General features: G+C 36.6%; 10 protein-coding genes and 1 pseudogene. 7 read left to right on the top strand and 4 right to left on the bottom strand.

Annotation, left to right across the window (positions count from 1 at the left end):
* The first annotated feature begins 144 nt into the window (after positions 1-144).
* Both P8625_RS00295 and rlmH read left to right on the top strand, forming a co-directional pair.
* Positions 145-3,948 carry an AAA family ATPase gene (locus P8625_RS00295; protein WP_279651510.1) on the top strand — a complete coding sequence of 1,268 codons (3,804 nt, stop codon included), beginning with the start codon at positions 145-147 and terminating at the stop codon, positions 3,946-3,948.
* Between the two features lie 315 nt (positions 3,949-4,263).
* Complete coding sequence (rlmH, locus tag P8625_RS00290) at positions 4,264-4,737, top strand: 23S rRNA (pseudouridine(1915)-N(3))-methyltransferase RlmH (protein WP_279651509.1); 474 nt, start codon at positions 4,264-4,266, stop codon at positions 4,735-4,737.
* A gap of 102 nt (positions 4,738-4,839) precedes the next feature.
* Here rlmH and P8625_RS00285 read toward each other — a convergent pair whose 3' ends face one another.
* Entirely contained in the window at positions 4,840-5,664 is an 825-nt protein-coding gene (locus P8625_RS00285) for a UbiA prenyltransferase family protein (protein ID WP_279651508.1), read from the bottom strand.
* A 131-nt stretch (positions 5,665-5,795) separates the two neighbouring features.
* Here P8625_RS00285 and gcvP point away from each other — a divergent pair, with 131 nt between their 5' ends.
* Positions 5,796-8,651 carry an aminomethyl-transferring glycine dehydrogenase gene (gcvP, locus tag P8625_RS00280; RefSeq protein ID WP_279651507.1) on the top strand — a complete coding sequence of 952 codons (2,856 nt, stop codon included), beginning with the start codon at positions 5,796-5,798 and terminating at the stop codon, positions 8,649-8,651.
* A gap of 42 nt (positions 8,652-8,693) precedes the next feature.
* On the opposite strand, the gene P8625_RS00275 is transcribed toward gcvP, so the two are convergent.
* Positions 8,694-8,981 (bottom strand): hypothetical protein, encoded by a 288-nt coding sequence (locus tag P8625_RS00275; RefSeq protein WP_279651506.1) that lies wholly within the window; start codon positions 8,979-8,981, stop codon positions 8,694-8,696.
* Between the two features lie 347 nt (positions 8,982-9,328).
* On the opposite strand from P8625_RS00275, the pseudogene P8625_RS00270 reads away from it, so the two are divergent.
* Positions 9,329-10,326, top strand: a pseudogene (locus tag P8625_RS00270) (glycosyltransferase family 2 protein).
* Between the two features lie 60 nt (positions 10,327-10,386).
* Here P8625_RS00270 and P8625_RS00265 read toward each other — a convergent pair.
* Together P8625_RS00265 and P8625_RS00260 are read right to left on the bottom strand one after the other, a co-directional pair.
* Positions 10,387-11,007 carry an L-threonylcarbamoyladenylate synthase gene (locus tag P8625_RS00265; protein ID WP_279651505.1) on the bottom strand — a complete coding sequence of 207 codons (621 nt, stop codon included), beginning with the start codon at positions 11,005-11,007 and terminating at the stop codon, positions 10,387-10,389.
* A gap of 3 nt (positions 11,008-11,010) precedes the next feature.
* Positions 11,011-11,511 (bottom strand): IS1096 element passenger TnpR family protein, encoded by a 501-nt coding sequence (locus P8625_RS00260; RefSeq protein WP_279651504.1) that lies wholly within the window; start codon positions 11,509-11,511, stop codon positions 11,011-11,013.
* 58 nt (positions 11,512-11,569) lie between these two features.
* Between P8625_RS00260 and P8625_RS00255 the strand changes: the two genes are divergently transcribed.
* The 3 genes from P8625_RS00255 to P8625_RS00245 all read left to right on the top strand — a co-directional run bounded on the left by P8625_RS00255 (position 11,570) and on the right by P8625_RS00245 (position 13,869).
* Positions 11,570-11,986 carry a PaaI family thioesterase gene (locus P8625_RS00255; RefSeq protein WP_279651503.1) on the top strand — a complete coding sequence of 139 codons (417 nt, stop codon included), beginning with the start codon at positions 11,570-11,572 and terminating at the stop codon, positions 11,984-11,986.
* A gap of 63 nt (positions 11,987-12,049) precedes the next feature.
* Positions 12,050-12,838, top strand: a complete 789-nt coding sequence (locus P8625_RS00250) for an alpha/beta fold hydrolase (protein WP_279651502.1) — start codon at positions 12,050-12,052, stop codon at positions 12,836-12,838.
* On the top strand, positions 12,835-13,869 hold the full coding sequence (locus P8625_RS00245) for a chorismate-binding protein (RefSeq protein WP_279651501.1): 1,035 nt from the start codon (positions 12,835-12,837) through the stop codon (positions 13,867-13,869). Before P8625_RS00250 ends, P8625_RS00245 begins: the two co-directional genes overlap by 4 nt.
* Positions 13,870-13,894 lie beyond the last annotated feature (25 nt).

Raw genomic sequence — 13,894 nt, 5'->3', positions numbered from 1 at the left:
ACCGCAAAAACAGCACATTTGGTTTTTGCCGACACAAAAGCCAACGCTAAAAAACCAAAAAAGCTGTTTTGTTTGCCAACGCCTGGATAGTAATGGTGGAATTAAATTAGATTAAGAAATCTTATAAGAAGTGACAAATTAATTATGAACATACCTACGCAACATTTATCAGTAAGAGTTCCCTGGCATGATTCAGGCTGGAACGGCAAAGTATGTTGTCACCCAAGAGATAATGGCTCTTGCATGTTTCTCCCCCGCATTAATGAAAGTAAGGATGTTGATCAAGAGGAAGAATTGGCAGAGCAATGGATGCATGAATTAAAACCTTCGCAACTACCACCTTGCGTAGGTGAAAAGGTACATTTTATGTCGCCACATGCCATCTACAAAAAAGTAAACCATCCATACAGTAAAAACGATGGCAACAGCCAGTTCTACGGGCATTATCGGGAAACCACCTATTGCTACCCGGGATACAGTTTTTCAGTTATTCCATACAACTGGATGCTGAAAGACAAAGACACCAATGAATCGGATAAAGCAGCTGCCTTACAACTCCCTTTTGAACCGGAAAAAGAGCCGGCCTTAAATTTTAAAAACAGTTGGGTTCAGCAAATTGACAACCAACGCTTATTGCTCGACACCTTTATTCAACCCATTCGACCTGCGCATTCTCTTGTGTTCATTTATGCCAAGAATGTCCCGTTCATTGATACCACTGCTAGAGTGCTAATCGGTGTGGGGCACATTTCTGAGATTGGCAAACTCACAGAGTATGCCTATGATGATCAATTGCCAAAAAGTTTTAGAAGCACTTTGTGGGAACGCCCTGTCTTTCATACCATTCGTGACGATTTCAAAAATGGTTTTTTACTTCCCTATCAGGAATTCTTCAAGTTGGCCGAAAAGGACGACAGCATTAATATTCACGATTATATCGCACTTGCACCCAGTTTTGAGCAGTTTTCCTATGGAACTGAATGGGTCAGCAATGATAGTGCTATTGAGTCACTGCTTATTCTACTTGAAAAACTCCGAAAATTTGAGCAACTACTACCTGATAAAAACTATGAAGCTCAATTCAAATGGATAGATAAGGAGCTTTCAAGATTATGGAAGATGCGTGGACCATTCCCTGGATTGGGCGCGGTGCTTTCGGGAATGAAAATTGCCGAAGGCAATTTGATAGCATGGGAGCTGGATAGTCTGGTTCGGGATGAGGTTGATGGTCCTGTGGTTCGAAACCCGTGGGATTACATAGAAAAGTTATTCAATGGAGATCTATCTTTTTTGCCAGCCAATGTTAAGCTCAGCATAAGCGATACTCAAAAACAAACATGGAACCATTACTCAAAAGAAGAAAAAGACTTTTTGCAGTTTCTGAGCCGCATGCACATAATCAATGATCAGGTGAATCTGGTCATTGATGCAAAAGCCAAAGATCAAAAGGCATACTTGCAGAATCCCTACCTGCTGTATGAGCATACGCGCTTACAGCTTACGGGTTTTCAGGTAAGCACCATTGACAAAGCCATTTTTGGCGATCCAGCAGGCATAGAAAAATTTCCATTACCTGAGCTTTGCGACCTGAACACACCCTTAGATCAGCGCAGGGTTCGAGCCTTTGCAGTAAAAGCGCTAGAAGAAACAGCAGTGGTTGGGAATACACTACTTACGGACACCCAACTAATCACCAAACTTGATGAGCAGCCGGTTGAGCCACTTTGTAATCCATCTATTCGGAACTTGATGGCTATTGCAGATTTTATGAAGAAAGAAGTAACACAACATGTGCTGGATGAAGAAGAAGAAATCTATTACTTCAAACTCAAACGCTTTGATGCGATAAAAAGCAAGATTCGCAATTTCGTGCAGAAGCGTCTTCGTAGAAAGATTGATCCCCCAATCGTCCAGGATTGGAGAGGTTTGATTGATCAGAAATTCGGAGACATAAATCCCAACAAGCCGAATTGGTATCAAGAACGAGATAAAAGGGCAAGACAAGAAAAAGCCAATGCATTGGAAGTGCTGGCAAATAGTCGAGTGTCTGTGCTTATAGGTCCGGCAGGTACAGGAAAAACCACTTTGCTCAATATCCTTTGCGAACAGGATTTTATAAAAAATAGCACGGTGCTTCGCCTTGCCCCAACTGGTAAAGCGAGAGTAAAAATGGGTGCTGATGCAAAAACACTTGCACAGTTTCTCATTCAGGCAAAGCGATATAATCCTGAGACAGGGCAATATTTCATGAACCCAAATGCCGAAGCGCGGCAATACGACACGGTAATCGTAGATGAATCTTCTATGCTTACCGAGGAACAATTAGCGGCCCTACTAGACAGTCTTTCAGGCGTAAGTCGTTTTATTCTGATTGGAGATTACCGGCAGCTGCCGCCCATAGGTGCTGGTCGTCCGTTTGTCGATATTAAGATTTACATGGAGCAACAAGGCAAGGGTATAGCCGAATTGAGAGAGTTGTTCCGCCAAAATTCAGATGAGAGCGAAGCAGAATCAGAGCCCGATAGACTTGATGTTCGTTTGAGCAGATGGTTCAGTGACGATCCCTTCAAGAAAAGTGAAATTGATGTTTTTGAAGAAATTGGAGATCAACAAGACCATGATTGGGGGAATATCCAATTCATTGAATGGCATAACGTGCGCCATTTAGAAGAAATCCTGATTGATGTGACCAATCGGGAAATTGAAGGCTTATTAAGTCGTACAGAAGGAAAAATACTGCGTAGTGAACAGGCTAATTTTGATGCTTCTTTAGGTGGAAATTATATTGAAGAATATAAATGGACTGGTTTTGATATTAACTCGGCTAAAGAAGTTGAAAACTGGCAGATATTATCCCCGACCAACACTGCTGGGTATGGTACAAAAGTGATTAATCAAAAAATTCAGAAAACATTTCGAGCAAAGACGAAAGAGAAGGCAATTTTTCCAGGATCATGGACAAAAAATGGTAAGACATACTATAAAGCTAGAAAAATGCCAAAACCTGTTGCTGATGATGGTATTGTGTTTGGTGATAAGGTGATTAATCTAAAAAACAAGAGATGGAATCAGCCTTGGAGTTATGTTTTTAACCCTAATAATATTGATGACGAAAACATCATAAGGTACTTTGCCAATGGAGAAATAGGCTTGCATATTGGGGCTTATGGCAAGTGGGATGCTGAAAAGAAAAAATACCAAAGACCGATTTACATAGCATTTTCTTCCCAACAAGGTTTTGCTTATTCATTTCAGGAAGGTGATTTTTCAGAAGATGGTGATATCCAAATGGATCTTGCCTATTCAATCACCGTTCACAAATCTCAAGGAAGTGGTTTCAAGGTGGTATTGTTTATCCTTCCTAATCCTTGTCCAGTGCTATCAAGGGAATTATTCTACACGGCACTCACTAGGCAAGAGGATAGAATCTTGATTCTACATCAAGGTGATTTCAAGGATTACCGAAAGTTCACTTCCGGTGAATATTCAGAGACTGGCCGAAGACTAACCGATTTGATGGCTGAGCCCCAGTTGAAGTTGATAAATAAAAAGTATTACGATACCAAATACATACAGGTTTCTGAGAAAGGGGAGTTCATGATTTCTAAGTCTGAAGTCATTATTGCCGATAAGTTGCACAATAAAGGAATCCAATATGTTTATGAAGCACCTATTTTAGACGAGAAAGGCGTGACTATTCATCCCGACTTTACTATAGAAGACCCTGATTCAGGTATTATCTACTATTGGGAACATTTGGGCTTGTTGCAAAAAGATGATTACCGAAGCAAATGGAAACGTAAGCAGGAATGGTATGAACGCAATGGGATAGTTAACTACAAAGAAAACCCTGATGCAGACAAGCAATTAATTCTTACTAGAGACAAACCAGATGGTGGTATAGATTCATCAGAAATAAAGGACATAATAGAGGAACTGTTTCTTTAACATGAACCGCCACGAAGCGGAAACACACATTGCCAAGCCGCTCAAAAAGGCCAACCCATAACGGCAGCCCGAGCACACTGACAAATAGCGGAGGATAAAAAACTGAAACACAACAAAGAACTGAGGTAAAAAACAGCTAAATTTTATACTTTTTCAACCTAATGCACTTTGATAGTTCTTGTCATAAGATAAACCACTTTTTACCATTGCAAAGGCTTGTTTTAAGAAGGTATTGCACACCGCTATGAAAGCAAGTTTTTTCACCCTAAAACCTTCCCTCTTTAAAACTTCCCCAAACATTCGTAATTTTGCCCTATGAAAATAAAACTACTCGCCATAGGTAAAACCGACCATAAACAGTTACAGCAACTCATTGACGAATATCAAAACCGACTCAAACACTATGTAAAATTTGATTTGGAAATTATTCCTGATATTAAAAATGCTAAAAACCTCAGCGAGGCGCAGCAAAAAGAAAAAGAAGGCGAACTGATTTTGGCTAAACTACAACCTACCGACCAGCTTATTTTGTTAGACGATAAAGGAAAACAATATACTTCGGTCGAGTTTTCGAACTACCTTCAAAAGAAAATGAATTCAGGTATCAAACAACTGGTCTTGGTAATTGGGGGTCCGTATGGTTTTTCTGAGGCTGTGTATCAAAAAGCGCAAGGGAAATTATCGCTTTCAAAAATGACCTTCTCGCATCAAATGATTCGTTTGTTTATCGTAGAACAAATTTATCGTGGGTTTACCATTCTTCGCAACGAACCGTACCACCATGAATAAGGATATTGACAAGCAACTGCTAGGATTGGGATGCCTCATCACTCTTACTTCGCACTATCGACATGACGCCCTACTGATTTTTAGGTAATTTAATTTGACCTTTTATTTCGAACTCATGTTTAGTAGTAACAACAATAGCCAAATTACAGGGATAGATTCTACCCAAAAAGAACTGTAATACTTAGGTTGATTGACTTTAGATCTCATTAGCAGCAATAATACCATCGTAAATACAATTAAAAAAGCCGTACGGAAATGAGCATTGGGACTTATCATAAATTCCAACACCAAACAGATTCCTAATAAAACAACCCCTAACTTTTTGGTATTTTCTATGCCTATTTTTTTAGGGATGGTTTGCAACGAAATGGCATCGTATTGTACATCACGAATATCAAAAGGAAGAATTAACACTGCAACCAATATAAATCGTTGTATTGTACACAAATACATATTTATTGTAATAGAAGTTTCACTAGCATATATGGGTAACAGCACAGTTATTCCTGCCCATACTAAAGCCACCACTATTATTTTTAAATAGCCTACACTGCGTAAATTTTTTTGAAACCCACTTAAAAAAGGCACTGCATATAAAAAAGTTAACAACCCAAAAGGAACAAAAAACAACAGCGTTCTTAGCGGCAATAAATAGGCATAATAACACATGAATACAAAACAAATGAACGAAAATAGTTGAATAATTCTTAAGTTTTTTGCTAAACTTCTATGGTGTGGCTTAGCCACCCCTACATACTTTACAAAATTATACCCCGTAATGGTTGCAAAAAAAACGAAAAAGCTCAACAATTCATCGTGCTCTAAACCAAAATACAATACTGTGATTTTTAGCAATGAAAACACTGCCAAAGCTACGTGAATACTAGAATTTATATAAAAATCGAGTACTGTTCTAAAAAACTTCATCTAACAAAAATAACTTTTATTCGTATAACCCACTCTTTTGGTTGATAAAATATTGTTTTTAACAATAAAATATATAGTACCAAATCAACCAATTTCACTATTTTTGAAACAAGAAAAACAACAACTCAATAATGAACACAAATTCATTTCAACTAAGGCATATAGGACCTCGTATTAAAGAGCAGGATCAAATGCTTCAAACAATTGGTGTAGAGAGTTTAAGCCAATTAATTTACGAAACTATTCCCGACGACATCCGCTTAGAAAAAGAGCTTGATTTAGCTCCTGCCATGAGCGAATATGAATACCTAAATCACATTAACAAATTAGGTGCAAAAAATAAGGTTTTTAAAAGTTATATAGGTTTAGGGTATCACGAAGCTATTTTGCCTAGTGTTATTCAACGTAATATTTTAGAAAACCCAGGATGGTATACCGCATATACCCCCTATCAAGCTGAAATAGCACAAGGACGTTTAGAAGCTTTGTTAAATTATCAAACGATGATTTGTGATTTAACAGGAATGGAATTAGCCAATGCTTCGTTGTTAGACGAAAGTACTGCAGCTGCCGAGGCGATGGCATTATTATTTGACGTTCGTGAAAGAGCACAAAAAAAAGCCAACGTAAACAAGTTCTTTGTTTCAGAAGAAATTTTACCACAAACTTTATCCGTATTACAAACACGTGCCATTCCTATTGGAATTGAATTAATAGTTGGCAATCATGAAGAGTTTGATTTCTCAGAAGAGTTCTTTGGTGCCATTGTACAATATCCAGGAAAATACGGACAAGTATATGATTATACCAGTTTTGTAGCTCACTGTAATGCTAGCAATATTAAAGTAGCAGTTGCTGCTGATATTTTATCGTTAGTAAAATTAAAAGCTCCTGCCGAATTTGGTGCTGATGTGGTAGTAGGTACTACGCAACGTTTTGGGATTCCTCTAGGATATGGAGGACCTCACGCTGGATATTTTGCCACCAAAGAAGCTTACAAACGTAGTATTCCAGGTCGTATTATTGGAGTTACCAAAGATGTAGATGGCGGACGTGCTTTACGCATGGCTTTACAAACACGTGAGCAACATATTAAGCGTGAAAAAGCAACCTCTAACATCTGTACTGCACAGGTATTATTAGCAGTTATGGCAGGTATGTATGCTGTATACCACGGAAAAGATGGTTTACAATACATTGCAGATCGCATACACACAAGCACTACAACCTTAGCAAAAGCTCTAAACGATTTAGGCTTCAGACAAAAGAATAGTGCTTATTTCGACACAATTTTAATTGAAGCTGAAACCGATAAATTACGTCCTGTAGCAGAAGCAAACGGAATTAACTTTAACTACATCGATAAAGAGCTTGTTTCAATTTCTGTAAATGAAACAGTTGGTTTAAAAGAAATCAACGACATTGTTGATTGTTTTGAACAAGCCTTCAATATCAAAGATATTTTGGTTACTGAGTTTACTTCTACTGATGTAATTCCTACGGAGGTAAAAAGAGCAACCTCTTTCCTAGATAACGAAGTATTCAATACGTATCAGTCAGAAACTGAAATGATGCGTTACATCAAAAAATTGGAGCGTAAAGATTTAGCATTAAATCACTCGATGATTTCTTTAGGTTCTTGTACCATGAAGTTAAACGCTGCTTCTGAAATGTTACCGTTGAGTAATCCGCAATGGGGAAACATCCACCCATTTGTACCCTTAAACCAAGCGGAAGGATACCAAATTATGTTAGACAACCTTGAAAACCAATTGAATGTTATTACTGGTTTTGCAGGTACTTCTTTACAACCAAACTCAGGAGCACAAGGTGAATTTGCTGGATTGATGACAATTAGAGCGTATCATGAAGCGAACGGAGATACCCATAGAAACATCTGTTTAATTCCTGCATCGGCTCACGGAACCAACCCTGCATCAGCAGTTATGGCGGGCATGAAAGTGGTCGTTACTAAGACTGATGAAAGAGGAAATATCGACGTAGAAGATTTACGTGCAAAAGCTGAAAAACATGCAGATAATTTAGCTGCGTTAATGGTAACCTACCCCTCTACTCACGGAGTATTTGAAAAGGCTATCAAAGAGGTTACCCAAATTATTCATGATAACGGTGGACAAGTATATATGGACGGTGCAAACATGAACGCACAGGTAGGGTTGACAAATCCTGCAACCATTGGTGCCGATGTTTGTCACTTAAACCTACATAAAACATTTGCGATTCCGCATGGTGGTGGTGGCCCTGGAGTTGGTCCTATTTGTGTAGCACCACAATTAGTACCTTTTTTACCAACCAACCCAGTAGTTGCTACTGGTGGCGAAAATGCTATTACTGCTATTTCAGCAGCTCCTTGGGGCTCTGCATTGGTATGTTTAATTTCGTACGGATACATCACTATGTTGGGTGCAGAAGGATTAACAAATGCTACCAAAATAGCAATTCTAAACGCTAATTATATGAAAGAGCGTTTAAGCGGACACTTTAGCACGTTATATACGGGAGAAATGAACCGTGCTGCTCATGAAATGATTTTAGACTGTCGTGATTTTAAACAAAACGGAATTGAAGTTGTTGATATTGCCAAACGTTTAATGGACTACGGATTCCACGCTCCTACCGTATCTTTCCCTGTAGCGGGAACCATTATGGTAGAACCTACCGAGTCTGAAAGTGTGGCAGAATTAGATCGTTTTTGTGATGCACTCATTTCTATTAGAAAAGAAATTGCTGATGCGAGTAAGGAGAACCCTAACAATCCGCTTAAAAACGCACCGCATACACAAGAAATGTTAACAGCTGATGAATGGGATTTACCTTATTCTCGCAAACAAGCAGCTTTTCCTTTGGAGTATATTGCAGACAATAAGTTTTGGCCATCTGTACGCCGTGTAGACGATGCTTTTGGCGACCGTAACTTAATTTGCTCTTGTAATCCTATTGAAGATTATATGGAAGCGGAAGCTTAACATACATAAAAAAATCCCTCGAAATTTCGAGGGATTTTTGTTTTATGCGATACTCACTATTCTTTCTAGTGGAATAATAGTACCCTGTTTTAAAATTACTGATTTGTCGGTAATACCCCAAACTGTAGTTTCTACCTTTTTGAGACCCTGTGTGTCCATAAAAAAGATACTTACCTTTTCTCTTTCTAAGTTACCTAAAGATAGGGCACGTTGTAAATCTATAAAACGATTCGCTACTGCCTGATTTTTCTTTAATACTTCTTCTTTTGGAAATTTCAAGAACTTAATTTGTTCTTTTGCTACGGTTTGAACATTTGATTTTGTCATCATATTATAGGGGAATTAAGGTTACTACTCATTAAAAACAAGATATAAGCTGTTATGCACATATCTTACCCTCTAATGTAAATAATTAAAATCTAAATTAAAAATAATTCAATAAAATAATTTATAAATTAAACTTTCACAATAAAATAAATTAAAAAAATACATTATAACCATTTTAAATGTTAAAAAAATAAATATAAATTAATCTAAAAATCACTATTCGGGAAGAATATACCTCTCTAAGACTTAACTCCAGTAAAACCTTACTTTACTTTTCTAGTAATGATGAAAGCACAGAATGACTCCAGCTTTTCAACACAAATTCATTTATAAACTGTAAATTTGCCTTCTTGAAAACAGCCATAGTCATATTAAACTGGAACGGAAAAAAATTGCTCGAGCAGTTTTTACCTTCTGTCGTAAATTTTAGCTCAGAAGAAGCTGAAATATATGTTGCTGACAATGCTTCTACCGACGATTCAATCGCATTTGTGAAACAGCATTTTCCTACCGTAAACATTGTTCAAAATTCTACAAACGGGGGCTATGCAAAAGGCTACAACGATGCCCTAAAGTATATTGATGCCGATATTTATTGTTTAGTAAACTCTGATATTGAGGTTACTAAAAACTGGTTAACTCCGATAATTGACATATTTGATAAACAACCGAATACAGCGATTATTCAACCTAAAATTTTAGACTTTAAAAATAAAGCTAAATTTGAATACGCTGGTGCTGGCGGAGGATTTATCGATGCTTTTGGGTATCCGTATTGTCGAGGTCGTTTATTTGATACGCTAGAAACTGACAATGGACAGTTTAACGATACTGCCGAAATTTTTTGGGCATCAGGAGCTTGTCTTTTTATCCGTTCAGAAGTTTTTCATCAACTCAATGGTTTTGACGAAGATTTTTTTGCACATCAAGAAGAGATTGACTTGTGTTGGCGTGCTAAAAACAGCGGATATGCAATAAAGTATGTGGGCATATCAACGGTGTACCATGTAGGAGGCGCAACATTGAACAACTTAAACCCGAAGAAAACATTTTTAAACTTTAGAAACAGCTTGCTGAAGCTTGTTAAAAACTTACCCTCAAACAAATTATTCCCTATTATTTTTGCTCGTTTAGTGTTGGACGGAATAGCGGGTCTAAAATTTTTATTGGAAGGGAGACCAAAACACCTATTTGCTATTTTAAAGGCACATTTTAGTTTTTATGCGCAGCTTCCAAAGTTTATAAAGAAGAGAAAAAAATAACTAAAAAATCGAATTACTACAAACACACCTCTATTGTTTGGCAGTATTACGTTAAAGGAAGAAAACAATTCAACGAATTGAAGTAATTACTCGAGTTTGATTCTTTGGTCATTTTCAAATATAAACTCTTCCAGCTATCTATTTTTTTACAATATATCTAAACTTCCTTTTCCTTCACGAATTACTTCAGGCTCGTCAGTGGTTAGGTCGATTACAGTAGATGCATAGTTACCTCCATAACCACCATCAACTACTATATCTACAATATTTTGCCACTTTTCGAAGATTAATTCAGGATCTGTAGTATATTCCAATACTTCATCTTCATCGTGAATTGAAGTGGATACAATCGGGTTTCCTAAAGCCGCTACTATGGCCCTTGCAATATTGTTATCGGGTACACGAATCCCCACTGTTTTACGTTTTTTATATGCTTTAGGAAGCGAATTACTACCTGGCAATACAAAGGTATAGGGTCCTGGTAAAGCTCTTTTTAAGATTTTGTACGTAGCGGTATCAATTTGTTTTACGTAATCTGATAAGTGACTCAAATCATTACAGACAAACGAAAAATTTGCTTTTTCTGGTTTTACCTTTCTAATTTTTGCCACTTTTGCTAAAGCTTTAGTATTGGTAATATCACACCCTAAACCGTATACAGTATCTGTTGGATAGATAATTAACCCGCCATTTTGTAAAACCTTTACAATTTTTTCAATCTCTTTCGGGTTAGGATTGTCGTTATATAATTTTATAAACTGTGCCATGGCTTAATAATTATCAAAGTCAAAATCGTCTAAGCTTTCAAAATCATTAAACTCATCATGAATTTCATCGTCTATATCTTTTGAAATATCTTCTGCTTTGAATTCTTTTTCAGGTGCTTTTTCTGGAATTGTTCCAACAGACAACACTAGTGTTGTTTCAGAAAGCACTTCATTTGTTTGCTCTATTACCTCTACGTAAAACGTCCACATTTGAAAAAAATCATACACGTAAATTAATTTATCGTGTTTATTGGGCAAGGTTTCCTCTATAATACACGTTGCCATAGAAAGGTTTTCACCTGCTTCAGACATATCAAACAATGGTATTTCTTCCCCTTGATTCCAATCTTCATCGGTACGATAAAAAGATGCCATTTCTTGTCCGTCAAAACCAAACGCTTTTGCAATATCAAAATGTAAGTTTTCTAATGAAACTTTTTCATTTACCATCAGGGTTCTTATTACGTCTTCTTTCGTATCTAAAATTACACGTACTTTATACATTCTATCATTTTTAATCCGTACAAAAATACGTATTTTTGAATGATAATTTCTACTAACAATGACAAAGCAAGAATCTCTTACTATCTTAAACAATTACAACAAGAACACACTGATGGAAACGTTGGAAATAAGGTTTATTGACATAGGAGATGATTTTATCACGGCTACAATGCCTGTTAGTCCAAAAGTGCATCAACCTTATGGAATATTACACGGCGGAGCTACTGCTGCTTTGGCAGAATCTGTAGGAAGTTGTGCTTCTGCTTTTTTCTTAAAAGACTCCAATAAAATTATTAAAGGAATCGAATTGAGTATTAATCATTTAAAAAGTAAGAGAGAGGGAGAAGTTTTTGCTACGGCCAAGGCTATTCACAAAGGTAGAACTACACATTTATGGGAAGTGCGAATTGTAGATGAAGCCGATAATTTAATTTCTCTTTGTAAGATTACCAATATTATTTTAGACAAGCAGTAGCATGAAATTGCTAAAAAAATCTTAAAAATTACGGTAATTGCGGTCTTTACAATCTTTTTGGTTTTGTATTTCTTATTTTGGAACTTTTCTACTCCCAAATCCGACATAAAAATACTTGAAAAATTTTCGGGTAGCGCTGTTATCCCTCAACTTACTTATGAAAGTTTTAGAGATTTTAACTACAGAAAACTCTCTATTGTAAAAGATACCACTTTACCTACCATTGTCTTCGTTCATGGCACAATAGGTTCTTCTATTGATTTTATTGAGTATATGAAAGACTCGGCATTACTTCGTAACGCAAACATGATTTCTTACGATCGTATTGGTTATAACTATCGTGATAAAAATGCTGTACAAGAAAGTATTGCCTTCGAACGCGACATGTTACACGCTATTTTACAGAATTTAAACCCTGAGAAAACAATCGTAGTAGGATATTCTTATGGAGGTCCTATTGCTTTAGCTCTACAAAAAAGAGTTCGAAGCATAGTTTTATTAGCCCCAGCAGTATACAGTAAAGTTGAACCGATGCCTTGGCTTTTAAATTTATACGAGTGGAAACTCACCAGATGGCTTGTTCCCCCAATTTGGCAAGAAGCAAGTAAAGAAAAATTATCTCATAAGCACGATTTACAGCTTTTTGAAAATACCTGGAAGAGCACCCCGAATAATGTAGTAAGTATTCACGGAACTAAAGACCGTATTGTTCCTTTTGAAAACTCGTTGTTTTTAGAAGAACAGTTTCCTAAAAGTCAGTTTGAATTAATTAGCATTCCAGATGCTGGTCACGGATTTATTTGGAGTAAATTTGACACGATTAAACACTATTTAATAAAACAATTAGATTGAGTATTTTTTCAAACATAAAAGAAGCTCTAGCAAAGCAACTCCCTTTTGTTGCTTACAAACAACCCAATACCTCTGTAATTAAAGGATGGTTTCAGAAAAATAATGCCGTGATTACCTCGAAAGACTTCAGTGAAAGTGGTTTTATTTTCGCTCCGTTTGACGATAAAGAAGAAGCTATCTTGATTCCTGAAAATCAATCAATCTATATTGAAGAAGAGTTTACTGTTAATAGCAGTTTAACAAGTAACTCAGATTTTATTTCTGACAATATTTCGAAAGAAGAACATGTTCAATTAGTGGAGAAAGGGATAGCAGCTATTAAAAATCAACAGTTTAAAAAGGTGGTACTCTCTAGAAAAGAAAAAGTTGAATCACCCAGTTTTAATATTATTGAAACTTTTCAAAAACTGCTGAATACGTATCCTACCGCTTTTGTGTATGTATGGTACCATCCAAAAATTGGTTTATGGTTAGGAGCTACTCCAGAAACATTGGTTCGTATTTTAGAAAATCATTTTACTACCATGGCCCTGGCTGGAACACAGCTATATAAAGAAACAACAAAGGTGACTTGGCAATCTAAAGAATTAGAAGAACAGCAATTTGTAACTGACTATATTGTGGATAGATTATCAGGTATTTGTTCGGAAATTACCACTACAAAAGCTGAAACAATCAAAGCAGGAAGCTTGTTACACTTACGTTCTGTTATTAATGGCAAACTAACAACGAACCCTGCTTATTTAATCAAAACCTTACACCCCACCCCAGCTGTATGTGGATTGCCTTTGGAATCGTCGAAGCAATTTATTTTGACTAACGAAAATTACCACAGAAGGTTTTACACTGGTTTTTTAGGGGAATTAAATATTGGTAAAGAAAGCAACCTTTTTGTTAACCTTCGCTGTATGGAAGTGATTAACAACGCCATATACATTTACGTAGGTGGAGGTATTACAAAAAATAGCGATCCAGTAAAAGAGTGGCTTGAAACAGTAGCTAAAACTACTACTATGAAGAAAGTTTTATAGGAAAAGCACCCTTTTTTCCTTAAAA

The sequence above is a fragment of the Tenacibaculum tangerinum genome (genome assembly GCF_029853675.1).
In the GTDB taxonomy this organism is placed as follows: Bacteria; Bacteroidota; Bacteroidia; order Flavobacteriales; family Flavobacteriaceae; genus Polaribacter; species Polaribacter tangerinum_A.
The sequence above is the reverse complement of the archived record's forward strand: the minus strand, read 5'-3'. Positions and strand labels throughout refer to the sequence as shown.